We start from the raw sequence: 18,917 nt of genomic DNA on the forward strand, positions 1-18,917 counted from the left end.
TTTTCGACGGTCAGGAAGTTCGTCAGGACAGGAGACGCTGCGACGTGGGCATATCGGTCCGAGCTCGTTCTTTGCAATCTGTCAATGACGAATATAAATATGCTAACAGCAGAAAAAATGTAAGTCTAGTCCTATAGGATAATGGCGCATATTCCTAACAACATATCAGGCGCGTGCGGTAGACAAGGCGTGCAGGATGAGGCTCTGCAACAACACACCTGGGTCTGCAGGGCGGTGCTGGTGCGGGTTCAAACGACGATCGGGCACTAGACTGCACGGCTGTTCCCGCTGACGCTGCCTCACCGTGACGCGCCGGTTCATGCGAGCGCTTCCTCTACGGTTCGATGGGTTGAACTGGTAAGATTGGCATTTGCCCGATCACGCCCGCTGGCAGACCCCATGGCATTGATGAACCATTTGATCCACGACTCCCTGTTCGAGACCGCGGCGCGCACGCCCGCCGCCGAAGCGCTCGCGTACGGCGACAGGCGCTGCAGCTATGCGCAGTTGGCCGACGACGTGCGCGCCGTCGCCGCGCTGCTGCTGGACGCACGCCTGGAAGCGGGCGCGCGCGTGGCCGTGTACATGGAAAAGCGCATCGAGAACGTGGCCGCCATGTTCGGCGCCGCAGCCGCCGGCTGCGTCTTCGTACCCGTCAATCCGCTGCTCAAGCCCGAGCAGGTTGCGTACATCCTCGCCGACTGCAACGTGCGCCTGCTGGCCACGACGGCCGAACGCCTCGCGCAGCTGGCGCCCGTGCTGGAACGCTGCCCGGACCTGCGTGCCGTGCTGCTGGCCGACGGCGACGCCGCGTCCGTACCCGCCGCCGTGCCGGTGCTGGCGTGGCCCGAACCGCAGACCGGCGACCCGGCGCCGCACCGCCGTATCGACACCGACGTCGCCGCGATCCTGTACACGTCCGGCAGCACGGGCCAGCCGAAGGGCGTCGTGCTGTCGCACCGGAACATGGTCGCGGGCGCGCACAGCGTGGCCAGCTACCTGGACCTGCGCAGCGACGACCGCCTGCTCGCCGTGCTGCCGCTCAGTTTCGACTACGGCCTGTCGCAACTGACGACGGCCTTCCTGCGCGGCGCCTGTGTCGTGCTGATGAACTACCTGTTCCCGAAGGACATCGTGACGATGGTCGCGCGCGAGCGCATCACGGGCCTCGCCGCCGTGCCGCCGCTGTGGATCGCGCTGGCGCGCCTCGCATGGCCCGCCGCTTGCACGCTGCGCTTCATCACGAATTCCGGCGGCGCCATGCCGGTGCCGACGGTGCAGGCATTGCGCGAGATCCTGCCGGACACGCGGATCTTCCTGATGTACGGCCTGACGGAAGCGTTCCGTTCCACGTACCTGCCGCCGGAGGAAGTCGCGCGCCGGCCCGATTCGATTGGCCGCGCGATCCCGAACGCCGAGATCCTCGTCGTGCGCCCGGACGGCACGCCGTGCGATGCCGACGAGCCGGGTGAACTCGTGCACCGCGGCGCGCTCGTCGCGCTGGGCTACTGGAACGACCCGGCGCGCACGGCGCAGCGGTTCCGCCCCACGCCCGGCCAGGATCCGGGCCTGCCCGTGCCGGAACTCGCGGTGTGGTCGGGCGACACGGTGCGCCGCGACGCCGACGGTTACCTGTATTTCATCGGCCGCAGCGACGACATGATCAAGGTGTCCGGCTACCGCATCAGCCCCACCGAGATCGAATCCGTGCTGCACGCGACCGGCCTCGTCGCCGAGGTGGCGGCCTTCGGCATCGAGCATCCGCAACTGGGCCAGGCGATCGCCGTGATCGCCGTGCCGGTGGCGGAGGGGGCCATCGACGGCGCCGCCCTGCTGGCCGAATGCAAGCGCCGCCTGCCGGCCTACATGGTCCCGGCCCGCATCGACCTGCGCGCCGGTTCGCTGCCGCGCAACCCGAACGGCAAGATCGACCGCAATTTGCTGCGCCAAACCCTGCACACGAACGAAGCACAATGAACAAGCCGCGCCACGCACCGCAGATCCACTTTCCCGTCGTCGACGACGTCCTGCAGGTCGGCGGCATCCCGCTGAACCGGCTCGCGCAGCGCGTGGGCCGCACGCCCTTCTTCGCCTACGACCGCGCCCTGTGCACGCAGCGCGTGCGCGACCTGCGCGCCCAGCTGCCGCAAGGCGTCCTGCTGCACTACTCGATCAAGGCCAATCCGATGCCGGCGCTCGTGCAGCACATGGCGGGCCTCGTCGACGGTCTCGACGTCGCGTCCGGCGGCGAGCTGAAAACGGCGCTGGATGCCGGCATGGCGCCGGCGCGCATCAGCTTCGCGGGTCCGGCCAAGCAGGAGGACGAGCTGGCGCAAGCCGTCGCGGCCGGCGTCTGCGTGAACGTGGAATCGGAGCGCGAACTGATCGCCCTCGCGCGCATCGGCGACGCGTTCGGCATCGCGCCGCGCATAGCCCTGCGCGTGAACCCGGACTTCGAACTGAAATCCTCCGGCATGAAGATGGGCGGCGGCGCCAAGCCGTTCGGCATCGACGCCGAAGAGGTGCCGCGCGTGCTGCGCCTGGCGGGGACGCTGAACGTCGACTTCCAGGGCTTTCACATCTTCGCCGGTTCTCAGAGCCTGCGTGCCGACGCCATCATCGACGCGCAGGCGCGCAGCATCGCGCTCGCGCTGCGCCTGGCCGAGGCGGCGCCCGTGCCCGTGCGCCAGGTGAACATCGGCGGCGGTTTCGGCATTCCGTATTTTCCGGGCGAGGAAAGACTCGATGTGGCGCCGATCGCCGCGCGGCTGGCGCCCGAGGTGGAGAGCCTGACGGCGGCGCTGCCGCAGGCGCGGCTGGCGCTCGAATTGGGACGCTACCTTGTCGGCGAATGCGGCGTGTACGTGGCACGCGTTGTCGACCGCAAGGTCTCGCGCGGCGAAGTCTTCCTCGTGACGGACGGCGGCATGCACCACCACCTGGCCGCGTCCGGCAACCTGGGCCAGGTCATCCGCAAGAATTATCCGGTCGCCGTGGGCAACCGCATGTCGGCCGTGGACAGCGGCCCGGCCAGCGTGACGGGGCCGCTGTGCACCCCACTCGACATCCTGGCCGACCGCATGGAGCTGGCGCATGCGCAGGTCGGCGACCTGATCGTCGTGTTCCAATCCGGCGCCTACGGCCCCACGGCAAGTCCGGGCGCCTTCCTGGGACACCCGGCGCCGCTGGAAGTGCTGGTCTAGCGCTTGCGGGGCGTCGCCACTGGCGCCGCCTGCTTCCAGGCGTCCGTCCGTGCCTTGCGGCGCGACAGGAAGGGCAGGCGCAGCGGCGGCGTGTTGTCCGGCTGCGGTGCGATGAACAACACCTTCTCGAGGCACACGAGGATCGCCAGGACATAGTACGGCAGGTCGTAATAGGCCATCGCCAGGAACGCGCCCGCCGTCATGTAGCCGATGATGCTGACCTGGCACATGCGGGCCGTCGTCGCGGCCCAGGTGAGCTCCGGATCCTTGCCGCACTTCTTCACGATGCGCGAACCGGTGCGCCATGCGAAGAAGAACATCAGCAGGTACAGGATCAGGCCGAAGTAGCCGTGCTCCCCCAGTACCTGGAAGTAGATACTGTGGGCGACAAAGAACACAGTGGGATCGGGTGCGTACAGCTGGAAGATCTGCGGCGTGAACGTCGCAAAGCCGCCGCCGAGCGGCAGGTGGTTGGCGACGTTGATCGCGAAGCCCCAGGAGTTGATGCGGCCCAGCGCCGAGGGATCTTCCTTGTAGTTGTCGATGGAATGCATCCGGTCCATCCAGGCGGACGGCATCGCGACGAGGAGCAGCGGAATCGCCAGCGCGAACAGCATGCCGGTCTTGACTTTCGAACTCGATTTCAGCCACAGGAACAAGGCCATGCACGTGCCGCCCAGCAGGGCGCCGCGCGAATAGGAGCCGATGACCGATACGCCGGTGAGCAGTGCCACGACGATGGCCGCGCGCTTCGTCCATTTGGTGGGCGCGAACGATGATACGGCCATGATCAGCGGGACGCTCATCACCATGGCCAGTGCCAGGGTGTTGTTGTCGCCGATATAGGTGCCTTGCGGGCCGATCACACCGTTATGGCCGCCTGTCATGATGGTCCAGAGACCGCCCTTGAAGCCCCAGAATCCCAGCGACGCGGCGACGGTCAGCACCAGGGCCTTCACGTCGTTGACGGTGCGCGTGACCGCGATCGTCAGGACGACGATCAGCATCGTCTTCATGACGGTGCTCCACTGCTCCCAGGCGCCGGCCTGGTTGAGCGCGAACACGGCCGTCAGCGTGACCCAGAAGATCACGATCATCAGCTGGATGACGACCGGCGTGAACGGGAGCTTTTTCTGTTCTTTCGAAAACAGGGCGGACAGCAGTGTGACCGCCGCCATGATCATCGCGAACGGGAAGAAACTGGCGAAGCCATAGGTCAGCCTGTGCGGATTCATCAGGCTGAAGACTGCATACACCAGCACGCCCACGATGGGGCGCTTGAGCGCGAACGGGATGCTGGCCAGCATCGCCATGAGAAGGATGATGTCACGCATGTTGCGTCCTCATGCCCCGGCGCTGACCCGCAGGAACGCGTCGAACATCATCAGCGACCACAACGCCACGCTGTGATCGGCCGTGCCGGCGTGGTGCTCGGCCACCAGCTTTTCCAGGTAGCGCCGGTTGAAGATGCCGGTATCGACCAGGCGCGCGCCCAGCACTGCCTCGCGCACGGCGTCGCGCAGCGGGCCGCGCAGCCAGGCCGCCAGCGGGATCGAGAAGCCCTTCTTGGCGCGGTACATGATGTCGTGCGGCAGGTGCGGTTCCAGCGATTTTTTCAGGATGTACTTGCCCTCGCCGCCGCGCAGTTTCAGGCTCGGGGGCAGCGTCGCCGCGTATTCGCAGAATTCGTGGTCGAGCAGCGGCACGCGCACTTCCAGCGAGTGGGCCATGCTGGCGCGGTCGACCTTCGTCAGGATGTCGCCCGGCAGCCAGGTCTTGAAGTCGAGGTACTGGATCAGCGACAGCGGATCGTCGGTCGGCGCCTCCTTGGCGTGCGCGCGCATCACGTCGATCGCGCGGTAGCCTTGCAGGTCGCTCCGGAACGTATCCGAGAACAGCAGGTCGCGCTGGCGGTCCGGCAGGCGCGACACGCCGTGGAAGTAGCCCTCCACCAGGTCGCGCGCAATGGACTCGAACGTCGTCTTGGCGCGGAACACGCGCGGTGCCCAGTCGGCCTTCGGGTACAGGCTGCCCAGGGTGCCGAACAAGGGCTTCCTGATCGCTTCCGGCACCTTCGAGCGCACGCTGTGCTCGGCCATCGCGAAGCGGTAGCGGCGGTAGCCGGCGAAGTTCTCGTCGCCGCCGTCGCCCGACAGCGCCACCGTCACGTGGCGGCGCGCCAGCTGGCACACGCGGTAGGTCGGGATCGCGGAACTGTCGGCGAACGGCTCGTCGTACAAATGCGCCAGCGTGTCGATCAGGCCGTAATCGTCCTTGTCGACGATCTGCGCGTGGTGGTGCGTGCGGTAGCGCTGCGCCACCTGCATCGCGTACTGGGTCTCGTCGAATTCCGGATCGTCGAAGCCGATCGAGCATGTCGTCACGCCCTCGCTGACGGTGCCGTCACGCTCGCCCGCCATCATCGCGACGACGGCGCTGGAATCGACGCCGCCGGACAGGAAGGCGCCCAGCGGCACCTCCGCTTCCATCTGGCTCTTCACCGCTTCGCGCACGCGCTCGATCAGCTCCGCCTCGACGTCCGCTTCCGGCCGCGCCGGCGCGACGTTGAACGACAGATCCCACCAGCGCTTCGGCTGCACGGCACGGTCGCCGACCTTCAGCAGGATAGCGTGGCCGGGGCTGAGTTTATAGGCGTTGTGGAAGATCGTGTTCGGCTCCGGCACGTAGCCGTAGGCGAAGTAATCCTCGACGGCGCACGGGTTCAGCTTGCGCGACAGTTCGGGGAAGGTCATGATCGACTTCAGTTCCGAGCCGAACACGAACAGGCCGCTGGGCAGCAGCGAATAGAACATCGGCTTCACGCCCACGTGGTCGCGCGCGAGGAACAGCGTCTGCTTCCGGCGGTCCCATACGCCGAACGCGAACATGCCGCGCAGCCGGCGCACGCAGTCCTCGCCCCACGCGATCCAGGCGTTCATGACGACTTCCGTGTCCGACTTCGTGCGGAACACGTGGCCCAGCGCGACCAGTTCGTCGCGGAGCAGCCGGTAGTTGTAGATCTCGCCGTTGAACACGAGGGCCACGTCGCGCGCGGCGTTCAGGAACGGCTGCTGGCCCGTGGCCACGTCGATCACGGACAGGCGGCGGTGGCCCATGCCCAGGGCTTTTTCCAGATACAGCTCGCCTTCGTCGGGACCGCGATGGTGCTGGCTTTCGTTCATGCGCCGCAGCGCTTCGCGGTCGATCTCCCGGTTGCCCTGGGTGTCAAAGATTCCGACTATTCCGCACATGGTGTTGGCTTTCTTGCTTGTGTTGGGTGAAACGGTAACGCGTCAGTGTGCCTTGTTTCGGCAAAGTCCGTCGTACAGCGCGCCGTACGCGGCCACCATGGCGCGCAGGCTGAAACGGTCTTCCACGCGCGCGCGGGCAGCAACGCCGTGGGTGGTACGCAGGCCGGCATCCTGCGCGTAGCGCGCCAGCGCGGCCGCCAATGCGTCGACGTCGCCGACCGGCACGAGCAGGCCCTGCACCCCTTCGTCGACGACTTCCGGAATGCCGCCGACGCGCGAGGCGACGACGGGCAGGCCGCATGCCATCGCTTCCAGCATCGAGACGGGCGTGCCTTCCGCCAGCGAGGGCAGGGCGAAGATCGAGAACGTGTGCAGCACCGCGGCGATGTCGGCGCGTGCGCCGGGCAGCCACACGGCGCCGTCGAGACCGAGCTGCGCGACCTGTTCGCGCACGGCCGGCAGCAGCGGGCCGTCGCCGACGATCGCCAGCTTCAGGCGCGGCGCGAGTCGAGGCAGCTGATTGCGCAGCCGCGCGAACGCGTCGACGAGGGCGCGGTGGTTCTTGACGTCCTGCACGCGGGCCACGGTGCCGATCACGATGTCGTCCGCATCGAAGGGCGCGTCCGCCGCGGACGTGCCGCCGGGCGCATATTTGTCCGTGTCGACGCCGTTCTTGATGAACAGCGTCTTCGCGGTGGGGATGCGCACGACGTCGCCGAGCCAGCGGTTCAGGTCTTCCGAGACGGGAATGAAGCGGTCGACGAACGGCACCAGGCGGCGGCGCAGGAAGTTGTGCTTCGGGTTCAGGCCGTGCGGATCGCTCGCGTCGCGGCCGTGCTCCGCGTGGATGCGCACGGGGACGCCGGCCAGTGTCGCCGTGAACGCGTATTCCAGCGCAGCCAGGTTGTACGTGTGCAGCACGGTGGGGCGCAGGCGCCGCATCAGGCGCCAGAACGTCAGGTGCGTGCCGAGGCCGAGACCCGGCGGCTTGCCGAGCGCGTGCAGTTCGACGTCGCGGCGGGCGATGCGGTCGGCGAACGACGTGTAGGTCGTCAGGCAGACGACGGCGTGGCGCCACGCCGGCATGCGGTTGATGCAGTCGACGAGCAGCGTCTCCAGGCCGCCTACGCCGAGCGAATACACGAGGTGCACGACCAGCGGCCGGGTGTCGACGCCGGCCGGGGTGAGTGCAGGAGCAGGTGCATTCATCGTCGCGCCTTCATGATCATGCCGCCAGCGCCTTCTTCGTCAATCGGCCGTAGATGGCCGGGTAGCGGCCCACGCTGACCTTCCAGTTGCGTTCCGTCTCGACGTAGTGGCGGCCGGCCTGGCGCAGCTGCGGCCACGTCTCCTGCGCGGCGAGCAGCGCACCGACCTTGTCGGCCAGCGAGTCCGGATCGTCGGCGCGGAACAGCACGCCGGTCTTGCCGTCGGCGATCAGTTCCAGGTGGCCGCCGACGTCGGACGCGGCCAGGATGCGGCCCTGCGCCATCGCTTCCAGCGGCTTGAGCGGCGTGACGAGGTCCGTCAGGCGCATCGACAGGCGCGGGTACACGAGCACGTCGAGCAGGTCGTAGTACTTGTTGACCTGGTCGTGCGGCACGCGGCCCGTGAACACGATTTTGTCGGCGATGTTCAGGTCTTTCGCCATCTGGCGCAATTGCGCGTCCTGCGGGCCGCCGCCGACGAGCAGCACGCGCAGGTCCGGCATGCGCGCGACGAGCGTCGGCACGGCGCGCAGCAGCACGTCCAGGCCTTCGTACGCGTAGAACGAGCCGATGAACCCGATCAGGCGCGAGCCGGCGAGGCCCAGTTGTTCCTTCAGTCCGAAGTCGGGCGTGCCGCCCATCGAGAATTTTTCGATGTCGACCGCGTTCGGGATCACCGTGACCTTGTCGGCCGGGACGCCGCGCGCGACGATATCCTTGCGCAGGCCTTCGCAGATCGTGGTGACGGCGTCGGCCTGCTTCAGCGCATAGGTCTCGAGCGCGCGCGTGAGGCGGTAGCGCAGGCCGTTCTCCGTGCTGGTGCCGTGGTCGACGGCGGCGTCTTCCCAGAACGCGCGCACTTCGTACACGACGGGGATGTTGAAGCGCTTGCCGGCGCGCAGCGCGGCGATCGCGTTCAGCGACGGCGAGTGCGCGTGCAGGACGTCCGGTTTCACGAGCGGGATGATCTCGGCCAGGCGCTTGGCCAAGCCGTCGATCACGTTCACCTGGTTCAGCACGGGCATCTTCGCCAGCGCACCCTTCGATTCGGGCGTGCGGTAGAAGTGCAGGCCGTCGACGGTTTCTTCCAGCATGTCGCCGGAATTCTGCTTGGCGCCGGTGACGTGGAAGGTTTCCCAGCCGAGCGCGCGTTGTTCGCGCAGGATCGAACGGGTGCGGAAGGTATAACCGCTGTGCAGCGGGATCGAGTGGTCGAGGACGTGCAGTACACGCATGGTCGTTTTCCGTTCTGGTTGTCGCGTTGTGTTATTGACGGGTGCGGGTCGCGTTCAGCGCCTGGTCCAGTGCCGGGCCCTGTTCGGCCAGGAAGCGGTGCAGCGCGGCGCGCGCCCGTTCCTTGTCGTTGTCGTACGGGACGGCGAGCATCACGGCGGCGCCGTCGTCGCCGCGCAGCAGCGCCTTGTTCGCGGCCTGCCACAGCTTGCCGACGGCGTCGTTGCCGGTGTAATGACCGCCGACCCATTTGAAGGACCAGACCATGATCGCGCTCTGCGGCGTGCGCAGGATGCCTTCGTGCAGCGTGACCGGCGTGCCGGCGACGGTCTCGGCACGCGACGTTCCTTCGACCTCGTGCCAGGCATCCTCGTAGCCGTTCAGGCGGTTCATGGAGCTGATCAGGTTTTTGTCCGGGTTCTGGTTGCGGTAGTACAGGACGGTCAGGCTGACGGGCACGCCGCCGGCCTGGTAGGCGCGGTGGAAGCGCGCATCCGGTTGCATGTAGAAGGGCTTCCAGTCCGCGAAGTCGGCCGCGGCCGGCGCCGTCACGGCGACGTCGGCCAGGCGTACGGGGGCCGGATTATGGTTGGCACGCTCGCCCACCAGCGCCAGCGCGGGCCAGAACGCGCACACGAGCAGCACGCCGATCACCATCGCCGGCAGGCGGCGTGGCGTGCCGGCGGCGCGCGGCGCGGATGCGGACGTGGCCGCAGTCGCGGAGGCGGAAGCCGGCGCGGCGACGGTGTCTTCGCGCCAGAAGCTGCCGATCCAGAACATGACGAACATGACGAGACCGAAGAACAGCCAGCCGTAGATGATGTGGTCGACGCCGGTCGCCAGCTCCATGCCGGACAGGTGGCCGATCATCACGATCATGTAGGCGCGCAGGCCGTTGGCGATGATGGGGACGATGACCGACAGGCCGATGAACAGCGCGCGCCGGAGCATGGACCGGTAGGTCAGGTAGGCGTACAGGCAGCCCAGCGTGATCGAGGAAATCAGGTAGCGCACGCCGCTGCAGGCTTCCACCACGGACCAGCTGCCGGTCGGCAGCTCGAAGCGGGTGCCGCTGCGCAGCACGGGGATGCCGGTGGCGCGCACGGCCCACACCGTGAAGTCGGCCGTGAACTGGATCAGCGGTGCCACGAAGATTTCGCCGAATGGCACCGCGAACAGCAGGAACAGCAGGGGGAAGGCGAGCGAGCCGGCCAGGCGCGGGCCGAACAGGGCCAGCGCGGCGACGGGGAACATCGCGACGAACGAGTATTGCGACACGACCTGCACCTCGCCCAGCTGGGCCGCGAGCCAGCCGGCGCCGAGGACGCCCAGCAGGAGCAGCGCGGGCGGCCAGGGCTGCGGCGGGTACAGGCTGAAATTCTCGCGCCGGCGCCAGATGAGCCACAGGCTGATCGGCAGGATCACGTAGCCGTGGGCGAAGGTTTCGGAACTGTTCCACACCGAGACGATCGAGCGCACGGTGCCCAGGTACAGCAGGAACGGCGCGAGCAGGGCCAGCACGATCAGCGCCGTGCCCTGGCGCGAGATGGGAGCGGAAGTGGCGTTGATCACGCCGGGCGGCGGTTTCAGGAACATTCGAGACTCTCCCCAATACAGGCCAGGTTGCTGGACCAGCTGTAGCGGCGCTGGACCTTGGCGCGGGCCGCGGCGCCGATCGCGGCGGCCGCGCTGTCCTGGCCGGCCAGCAGCGTGCTCACGGCGTCGACGAAGGCGCCGGCATCCTCGGCCAGTACCAGTTCGCTGCCCGGCACGGCGTCGATGCCTTCCAGCGCCTGCGGCGACACGACGACCGGCGTCGCCATCGCCATCGCTTCCAGCACCTTGTTCTGGATGCCGCGCGCGATGCGCAGCGGTGCCACCGACACGGCGGCATGCGCGATGTAAGGCCGCACGTCCGGCACGGTGCCCGTCACGACGACGCCCGGCAGCCTGGCCAGTTCCTGCACGGCCGGCGCCGGGCGCGAGCCGACGATGTAGAACTTCACGTCGCCGAAGCGCTCGCGCAGTCGCGGGAAGACGTCGGCCGCGAACCACTGCACGGCATCCACGTTCGGCCAGTAATCCATCGCACCCGTGAACACGAGGGCGCGCTCGTCCGGCGCATACGGATTCGCATGCGGGTGCTCGGGCGAGAAGTAGTCGGTGTCGACGCCGTTGCTGAAGTGGCCGATCTTGGCCGTGCTTTCCGGCGCCAGCTGGCGGAACAGGTCCGCCTCCGGCGCCGAGACGAACAGCGACGCGTCGTAGTCGCGCGCCACGCGGCGTTCGTACGCCAGCAGCTGGCGCGCCTCGTAGCGGTACAGCCAGTTCATCGGCCACGATTTCTGTTCGGCGTACTGTCTCCACTTGTCCGAGTCGACGTCGCAGAAGTCGACGACGCGGCGCGCCGAGCGGTACGGGTCGGCGTACTGCGCCATCGCCGACGAGAACACGAGCACGCGCTCGATCTTGTGTTTCGCCACGGTGGCGTCGACCCAGCGCGCGAGCGAGGCGTCGCGGTAGTACTCGAGCGACAGCGAGCGGTTCTTCAGCAGGGCCTGCAGGCTGCGCACGCGCGCCAGCATGGGCTTCATGCCGGCGAAATGGCTGCTGGCGCACAGCGCCTCGACATGCGGCACGTACTGCCAGTCGTCGGGGTCGTCCACGAACGTGGCCAGGTGCACGCGGTAGTGCCGGGCCAGGTGCTTGAGCAGGTGGTACGAGCGGATCTTGTCGCCCTTGTTGGGCGGATACGGGATCCGGTGGATCAGCAGCAGCAGGTCTTCCATCGCTTATCCCAGGTTACGGACGATGTAGGGGCCCATGAAATTCGCCACCGGCAGCGGCAGCTTCTTCCACATCTTGATGAACAGCTGGTATTTCGGGTTCAGCGGATTGTTGTCCGGCAGCGCGGTCGCGCCGTACAGCTTGTACTCGTACGGCAGGTGCTGCGCCGTGAAGCCCCAGTTCTTTTTAAAATCGTAGGCGCCGGTGCCCAGCTTGCTGCGGCCGAAGTCGAACAGCCGGCAGCCGCGCGCGCTTGCTGCCTGCATCAGGTTCCAGTACATGAAGTCGTTGCCGGCCACTTCGCGCGCGAGGTCCATGCCGCCGCCGTAATAGGGCACGACTTCGTCGCGCCAGTAGAACGACAGCACGGCGGCCACGAGGCGGTTGTCGTCCGTGACGATGGTGCGCACTTCGCACTCGTCGCCGAAGACTTCCTGCAGCATGGCGAAGTATTTTTTCGGGAACACCGGCGTGCCCAGGCGGTGCACGCTGCGGGCATAGGCTTCGAACATGCGGTCGACGTTGTTGTCGACCTCGCCGCGCAGGCCCAGCTTGATGCCCTTGCGGACCATCGCGCGCTGCTTGCGCGGGATGGCGTTCAGGTTGGCCTCGTCGTCGCCCGTGATCTCCTTGCGGAACGTGACGTACAACTCCTTGGTGTGCCAGCTGGCGTCGTCCGGGTGGAAGCGCTGCATGCCGCGGTATTCCAGGTGGCCGACGCCGAGCTTTTGTGCGAGTTCGTGCGCGGCCTGGTCGAGCATGGCGCGCGCCGCATCGTTCGTTGCGGCCGGGCCGCCGTACACGCAGAACGGCATCGCACCCAGCGAGTGGCCGAACAGGCGGCTCCTGATTTCCGCGAGGGGGAGGACGCCGAGGATCTGGCCGTCCTGCTGCACGTAATAAAACCAGGTCTTGATGCCGAACGAGCCTTCGATGACCTTCTGCCAGCCGGACAGGTGGAAGAAGGTGGCGTCCGGGCAGGCGCGCACGAACGCATCCCAGCGGGCGTTTTCGTGCGCCTGCAGCGTGTGCAGCGTCATTGGTGAGGTTGCCACGACGGGGGCGGCCCGCTTGGCGGCTGCTGCTTCGATGATGGAGTTCATGGGCGGTTCAGGAAGATGTTGTCCATGCGGTCCCACGCGAAGTCGCGCGCGAGGGATTCGATGCGGCGTTCCATCCGGTCGATGTTGATGTAGTGGCGGAAGCGCGCCTTGGCGCCGAGGCCTTCGGGACGCGGCTGGCCGGGGTCCACTTCCCACGGGTGGAAGTAGAACAGGGCGGGCTGGCCATCCTCGCGGTTGACCTTGGCCATCATCCAGCGCGACAGCGCGTACGGCAGCAGGCGGAAGTAGCCGCCGCCGCCGGCCGGCAGGTTACGGCCCATCAGCTGCACGGTCGTGATCGGGATTTCCAGCAGGCCGTCGGTGCCGTTCGGGTAGAACGCGAAGCGCGGCGCTTCCGGCATGCCGTAGTGGTCGTGCACGACCGGGTAGATGCTGGAGCTGTAGCGGTAGCCGGCGTCGAGCAGCTCGTCGAGCGCCCACAGGTTGTCGCGGCCGATCGAGAAGCTGGGCGCGCGGTAGCCCAGCACGGCCTGCCCGCCGATGTCTTCCAGCAGCGCCTTGGCGGAGCGGATGTCGTTGGCGAATTCGGCGCGGGTCTGGTCCGAGGCGCGCAGGTGACCGTAGCCGTGGCTGGCCAGTTCGTGGCCGGCGGCGACGATGCGTTTCACCACCTGCGGATAGCGTTCGGCGATCCAGCCCAGCGTGAAGAAGGTGGCGCGCACGCCGTGGCGTTCGAACAGTCCAAGGATGCGATCCATGTTGGCTTCGACGCGGCATTCGCGCGCCGGCCAGCTGGCGCGATCGATGTAGGGGGCGAATGCCGAGACCTGGAAGTAATCCTCGACGTCGCAGGTCATCGCATTGCGGATGCGTTGCCCCGGGGCCGGCACGGGCCGCGGAGCGAGTTCGACCATGTTCATTCTTGATTATCCATAGGGTGGGTTACCGCCCCGTGGGGCGTGGCGACGATCTTCTTCAGGATCGACAGCACGGAAACGATCGATTTCTCCAGGCGCATCATGCGTTCGTCGAGCACTTCGACGCTGCTGACGCGGCGCTCGCCGATGCGCTGGTCGATGGTGCGCAGGCCGGTCTTGTAGTCCGCGTCCCCATCGTCATCGGACAGGTGGCCCGGCAGCGTGTCCGGTGCCGGCGTGCCGACCGCCGGAGCGCCGGCCGGATCTGGCACCTGGAATTCTTCGCTGATGTCCTTGACGACGGTATTGATGTCCTGCTCGCCGAACGCGTGCATCTCTTCCAGGAAGCCCATCAGCAGCACGCGGTCCATCAGCGTGTTGACCTTGCGCGGGATGCCGCCGCTGTAGGCATAGATCGCGTCGTGCGCGCCGTCGTCGAACGCCGGGTCGCTCTTCCAGCCGACGGTGGTCAGGCGGTGCTCGACGTAGGCGCGGGTTTCCTGCGCATCCATCGGGCCCAGGTGGTAGCTGGCGATCACGCGCTGGCGCAGCTGCTGCATGCCGGGGCTGTGCAGGGTGGCGCGGAATTCGGGCTGGCCGAGCAGGAAGGTCTGCAGCAGCGACTTGTCGTCGGTCTGGAAGTTCGACAGCATGCGCAGCTCTTCGACCGTGCGCGCGGACAGGTTCTGGGCTTCGTCGATCACGAGCAGGGCGCGCTTGCCCTGGTGGTCGACGTCGCACAGGAATTTTTCCAGGCGCGTGAGCAGGTCCGTCTTGCTGGCGCCCTCGTACGGCAGGCCGAAGGCCGAGACGACCATGCGCAGGGTGTCGTCCGGATCGAGGTGCGTGTTGACGATGTGGGCGGCCACGATCTGGTCCGAGGGCAGCCGGTTGAACAGGTTGCGCACGAGCGTGGTCTTGCCCGCGCCGACTTCACCGGTGATGACGATGAAGCCCTCGCCCTGCGACAGGCCGTACTCGAGGTAGGCCATGGCGCGCTTGTGGCCTTTGCTGCCGAAGAAGAAATGCGGGTCCGGGCGCAGCTGGAAAGGTTTGGCGGATAATCCGTAAAAAGACTCGTACATCGTATGCCTCCGCGGGCTCAATACTGGACGGTAAGCGTCGCCACGATCGCGTTCTCGTGGTAGTCGCGGTTGTCGAATACGCCGGCGCGGCCTTTCGAGTGGCGCAGGTCGAGCGATCCGGTGGTCTTGGTGTCGAAGCGGCTGCTCAGTCCCATGCTCAGCTGGCGGACGTCGTTGGTGACGCCGGTGCGCAGCGACTTGACGTTCACGCCGTACAGGCTCGCGTGGGCCGAGGTGCGCGAGGACAGCTTGTAGTCGGCACTCGCGCTGGCGCCTTTCTGGTCCGTGTCCTCGTTCAGGGAGCTCAGCTGCGATGGCAGCAGGGTGCTGTCTTCCTGCTGCAGCGACAGGGCGTTCATGCGTTCCTTGAACACGGTGAACAGCAGCGTGCTACGCGCCCCGCGGAGCGTGGCGCCGCCCTGCAGGCGCTTGTTGCGCATGTAGCGGTTGCTCAGGTAGGGGATGGCGCTGGGCAGCGTGGGCGGCAGGCCCGCTTGCGCGATATAGGCCTGCACGATCTGCTGGCGCTGCACCGGATCGGGATAGCGGCTGACGAGCATCTGGTCCAGCATGGCGGCCGTATCGACCGCGGCCGGCAGCAGGAATTGCTGGCGCGACGTCGTGACGATGTCGGCATAGGTCACCGTCCACACGGTGTGCGGCGTGCGGTAGCTGGCGTCGAGCGAACCCGTGTTGCCGAAGTAACGGTGGCCGACCGTGGCCGCGATGCGGGTGCGGGTCGACGGTTGCCAGATGAAACCGGCGGACCAGCTGCGGCCGCTCGTCTTTTCGGAGAGCGCACTGTATTCGTACTTGTCGTAGCCGACGCTGGAGGTCAGGCTCAGGTGCGACGTGGCGCGGTACTGCAGGCCGGCGAGGCTGTTCTCGTTCGTCGTCTTGCCCGTGCGCTGGGCGCTCATGTCCTGGTGCGAATAATGCACGTTCCAGCCGAGGTCGGGGAATGCGGGACCGCTGGCCACGTCGAACGCACCCGTGCTGGCCAGGCTGTTGCCGAAACCGCTGCCGGTGCCGCCTTCGACCGAATCGCGCTGGTAGCGGGCGTTCAGGGTGGCCGTCGTGCCGAACTGGTGGCGCACGTAAGGGCTGATGCTCCAGGTGCGGATGTCCGTGCCGTTGTTGGCCGTGTACGAATTGTTCGGCAGCGGGCCGAACGCCGACACGGCCTGGCGCGAACCGCTCGCGCTGGTGTCCACGTACAGCCAGTCCCTGACGGCGATGGCATTGGCCACGGCCTGGTAGCGGCGGTCGCTGTTGCGCGTGTTGCCGATGTCGTCGTTGCTATAGGCGAACTTGCGCCATTCCGCGCTCGCCGCGACCTTCAGGCGCGGACCGGTGCCGGTGATGCTCAGGCTGGGCGCCGCTTCGCTGATGAAGCTGCCGTGGGCCTGATCGTCCGCCTGGTTGCTCGCGTTGTCGGAATACGTTTCGCGCAACTGGATCGTGGGGATGACCCGCCATTGTGCCCACGCCTGGTTCGACAGCAATAGTGCCGCCACTGCAAGCGGCGTGAGCCGGAGGGCGGCGCTGCGCGGCCATTTGACCGGCCGGTGGACGGACAAATTAGCCGTAGTGATAGTCATACGTTTCTTCGATGCCGGGGAACTCCCTGGTCTTGTTATAGATGAGATTGACGTTTTGATAGCCTTCCAGCTGGTGCAGTGCTTCCTTGACCGCATGCTGGGTCGTCGTCTGGGCTTCGACCACCATGACAATCTGGCCCATGTGCGAGGCCAGCACGCGCGATTCGCTCGTCAGCAGCAGTGGCGGCGAGTCGAAGATCACGATGCGGTCCGGATAGCGGTGGGCGATCTCGTCCACCAGCGAGCTCATGGACGAGCTGGCCAGCAACTCGGTCGCGCGCGGGGTGCTGGTGCCGGCCGGGAGGATCGACAGCGTGTCGACGTTGGTGCGCAGCATGACGTCGGCCATGTCGATCTTGTCGTCCAGCAGGATGTCCATCAGGCCGCGGTGCGCCGGCAGGCCGAGCGAGCGCAGCACCGACGGGCGCGCGACGTCGGCGTCGACGAGCAGCACCGTATGGTCGAGTTCCATCGCGATGCTCATCGCCAGGTTGATCGCGCAATAGGTCTTGCCTTCGCCCGGCAGCGAGCTCGTCACCATGATCAGGTTGCCCGGCTTCGCGCCTTCCGCCCGTTCGGCGAAGGCGCGCTGCAGCAGCGGACGCTTGATGACTCGGAAGTCTTCCAGCAGGCGCGTGCGGCCGCCGGCGGCGGTGACCATGCCCAGGTCGCGCATGCGGTTCAGGTCCAGTTCCACGCGGCGGGTCGAGAATTTTTGCGCCGGAGGCGCTTCGGCGGCGGCGGCGCTTGCCTGGGCCGCGGCGGCTTCTGCTGCCGGTGCTGCGTGCGCCGGCACAGTGGGCGCTACGACAGGCGCGTCCGCCTCGACGACGTCGACGGTGGCCGTTTCCGGCGTCTTGGCGACGGCGGGCGCGTTGCGCTGCAGGTCGATCCGGCTGGCCGCTTTTTCGATGATGCTCACGGTGTACTCCTTAATCTTAAAGCGTGGGACGGACCAGGATGGCAGCCATCCCGACGCCGTAAGCGCAAAACAGCAGCACGACGGACCCGCCGAGCGCGGCCAGGCGGCGCTTGCGCTTGACGGTCTGTTCCGGCGTCCAGTTCATGCCGATCGAACCCAGCACCGGCAGGCCGGTCACGTCGCGCAGCGTGCTCTGGCTCAGGAAGGTCGGACGCAGTTGGCTCATCAGGAACGCGACGGCCAGGCCGGCGACGAGGGCGCCGACGAACACCAGCGAGAACAGGCGCAGGCGGTTCGGGCCGCTCGGGTGGTTCGGCACGGTCGGCGGATCGATCACGCGGAACTGCAGCATGTCGGTGGCGGACGACAGGTCGCCCGACAGGCGCGCCGACTCGCGGCGTTCGACCAGCTTCTGGTAGTTTTCGCGGTTGACGTTGTAGTCGCGGTTCAGCTGGGCGAACTGCGCTTCGATTTCCGGCGCCGTCGTGCTCTGGTTACGCAGGCGTGCCACGCGATTCTCGTATTCCGCGACGCGGGCGCGCATCGACGCCACGCGGGCCTCGGCCTGCGACAGCGACACGTTCAGCTGCTGCAGCATCGGGCTGTAGCTGGCGCCCGGGTCGAGGCTGCGCTTCTTGTTCTTGGCGAGATCGGCCTTCTGCGCCATCAGCTGATCGAGCAGGCGGCGGTTGGCGATCACGTCCGGATGCTGTTCCGTGTATTGCAGGCGCAGGTTGTCCAGGTTCTTCTGGGCCAGTGCGATGCGCGATTCCAGTTCCGGATCCACGAGGGCCGGGTCGACCGTCACGGTGCCCGGCTTGGCCGGTTCGCCGTCGATCTGGCGGCGGATCGCATTGCGCGCCTGTTCCGCTTCGGCCAGTTCCAGCCGGGCCTGGCTCAACTGGTCGGTCGCCGTTTGCAGCTGCCCGCCAAAGTCGCCGGTACCGCTGCCGCCGCCCGGCAGCATGCCGAGGTTCTTGAGCTTGAACTCTTTCAGCGAGTTTTCGGCCGCGGCCAGTTTTTCCTCGTACGTCTTGATTTGGTCGTCGATGAACTGGACCGCCTTTTCGGAATCCTGTTTCTTGCCGCTGAAGCTGCCCTCGACGAAGATCGTGAGCAGGGACGACACGACGTCCTTGCCCAGTTTCGGATTGTCGGACATATACGTCAGCGTATAAATGTCGTCGCGCTCCGTGCCGGTGATCTTGATCTGCGATATCAGTTCATCGACGATCTTGTCGTGTTCCTTGCTGTCCTTGGCCTTGACGTCGAGGTCGACCATGCGCATCAAGCGCTCGACGTTCGGGCGGCTGATCAGCGTGCGGCGCATGAACGTGACCTGTTGCTCCAGGTTGGGCACGGTCGTCATATTCGAAAGCAGTGGCTTCAGAATACTTTGCGTGTCGACATACACGCGTGCCGACGCTTCGTACTGATTGGGCAGGCGCAATACCACCGCCCAGCCGATCAATGCGACAACCCAGGTGATGACGACGGCATGCCAACGGTATTTGCCAATCGCCTTGAGGAAGTTTAGAAGTACGGCTGTGATCTCTGCCATCTCGTCAGTCTCGCCATGAACGACCCGTTACCCGTGGGGAAGAGGGGCCTAAAAAATAATCAAATATCTCGCATGATCGCTTGTA

General features: G+C 66.7%; 14 protein-coding genes. 2 read left to right on the forward strand and 12 right to left on the reverse strand.

Annotated features, from left to right (window positions below; all coding sequences use genetic code 11):
* Positions 1-408 precede the first annotated feature (408 nt).
* The gene (locus tag QPK29_RS25635; RefSeq protein WP_371770514.1) at positions 409-1,977 is read left to right on the forward strand and encodes an acyl-CoA ligase (AMP-forming), exosortase A system-associated; all 1,569 of its coding nucleotides are present in this window, start codon (positions 409-411) and stop codon (positions 1,975-1,977) included.
* Positions 1,974-3,203, forward strand: coding sequence for a pyridoxal-dependent decarboxylase, exosortase A system-associated (locus QPK29_RS25640; RefSeq protein WP_371764189.1), 1,230 nt, complete (start codon positions 1,974-1,976; stop codon positions 3,201-3,203). Before QPK29_RS25635 ends, QPK29_RS25640 begins: the two co-directional genes overlap by 4 nt.
* Here QPK29_RS25640 and QPK29_RS25645 read toward each other — a convergent pair.
* The 12 genes from QPK29_RS25645 to QPK29_RS25700 are packed head-to-tail and all read right to left on the reverse strand — an operon-like array spanning position 3,200 to position 18,832.
* Positions 3,200-4,537, reverse strand: a complete 1,338-nt coding sequence (locus QPK29_RS25645; RefSeq protein WP_371770435.1) for a putative O-glycosylation ligase, exosortase A system-associated — start codon at positions 4,535-4,537, stop codon at positions 3,200-3,202. The two genes, QPK29_RS25640 and QPK29_RS25645, sit on opposite strands and share 4 nt — an antisense overlap.
* A gap of 9 nt (positions 4,538-4,546) precedes the next feature.
* A complete protein-coding gene (locus QPK29_RS25650) occupies positions 4,547-6,454 on the reverse strand; it encodes an XrtA/PEP-CTERM system amidotransferase (RefSeq protein WP_371770434.1) in 1,908 nt (635 codons plus the stop codon).
* A 42-nt stretch (positions 6,455-6,496) separates the two neighbouring features.
* Complete coding sequence (locus QPK29_RS25655) at positions 6,497-7,663, reverse strand: TIGR03088 family PEP-CTERM/XrtA system glycosyltransferase (RefSeq protein WP_371770433.1); 1,167 nt, start codon at positions 7,661-7,663, stop codon at positions 6,497-6,499.
* Between the two features lie 16 nt (positions 7,664-7,679).
* Entirely contained in the window at positions 7,680-8,897 is a 1,218-nt protein-coding gene (locus QPK29_RS25660) for a TIGR04063 family PEP-CTERM/XrtA system glycosyltransferase (protein WP_056134197.1), read from the reverse strand.
* A 31-nt stretch (positions 8,898-8,928) separates the two neighbouring features.
* Complete coding sequence (gene xrtA, locus QPK29_RS25665) at positions 8,929-10,491, reverse strand: exosortase A (protein ID WP_056134199.1); 1,563 nt, start codon at positions 10,489-10,491, stop codon at positions 8,929-8,931.
* Positions 10,482-11,684 carry a TIGR03087 family PEP-CTERM/XrtA system glycosyltransferase gene (locus QPK29_RS25670; protein ID WP_056134203.1) on the reverse strand — a complete coding sequence of 401 codons (1,203 nt, stop codon included), beginning with the start codon at positions 11,682-11,684 and terminating at the stop codon, positions 10,482-10,484. The genes xrtA and QPK29_RS25670 overlap by 10 nt, the downstream gene beginning before the upstream one ends.
* A 3-nt stretch (positions 11,685-11,687) precedes the next feature.
* Positions 11,688-12,785 carry a FemAB family XrtA/PEP-CTERM system-associated protein gene (locus QPK29_RS25675; RefSeq protein ID WP_056134206.1) on the reverse strand — a complete coding sequence of 366 codons (1,098 nt, stop codon included), beginning with the start codon at positions 12,783-12,785 and terminating at the stop codon, positions 11,688-11,690.
* Positions 12,782-13,666, reverse strand: coding sequence for an XrtA system polysaccharide deacetylase (locus QPK29_RS25680; protein WP_229412417.1), 885 nt, complete (start codon positions 13,664-13,666; stop codon positions 12,782-12,784). The genes QPK29_RS25675 and QPK29_RS25680 overlap by 4 nt, the downstream gene beginning before the upstream one ends.
* Positions 13,663-14,748, reverse strand: a complete 1,086-nt coding sequence (locus QPK29_RS25685) for an XrtA/PEP-CTERM system-associated ATPase (RefSeq protein ID WP_056134210.1) — start codon at positions 14,746-14,748, stop codon at positions 13,663-13,665. The genes QPK29_RS25680 and QPK29_RS25685 overlap by 4 nt, the downstream gene beginning before the upstream one ends.
* Positions 14,749-14,765: 17 nt before the next feature.
* The gene (locus QPK29_RS25690; protein WP_160406952.1) at positions 14,766-16,349 is read right to left on the reverse strand and encodes a TIGR03016 family PEP-CTERM system-associated outer membrane protein; all 1,584 of its coding nucleotides are present in this window, start codon (positions 16,347-16,349) and stop codon (positions 14,766-14,768) included.
* Positions 16,330-17,271 (reverse strand): XrtA-associated tyrosine autokinase, encoded by a 942-nt coding sequence (locus QPK29_RS25695; RefSeq protein ID WP_056134216.1) that lies wholly within the window; start codon positions 17,269-17,271, stop codon positions 16,330-16,332. The genes QPK29_RS25690 and QPK29_RS25695 overlap by 20 nt, the downstream gene beginning before the upstream one ends.
* A gap of 16 nt (positions 17,272-17,287) precedes the next feature.
* Positions 17,288-18,832 (reverse strand): XrtA system polysaccharide chain length determinant, encoded by a 1,545-nt coding sequence (locus QPK29_RS25700; RefSeq protein ID WP_056134219.1) that lies wholly within the window; start codon positions 18,830-18,832, stop codon positions 17,288-17,290.
* Positions 18,833-18,917: the final 85 nt, after the last annotated feature.

This window comes from Massilia orientalis (assembly GCF_030411975.2).
Lineage (GTDB): Bacteria > Pseudomonadota > Gammaproteobacteria > Burkholderiales > Burkholderiaceae_D > Telluria > Telluria orientalis.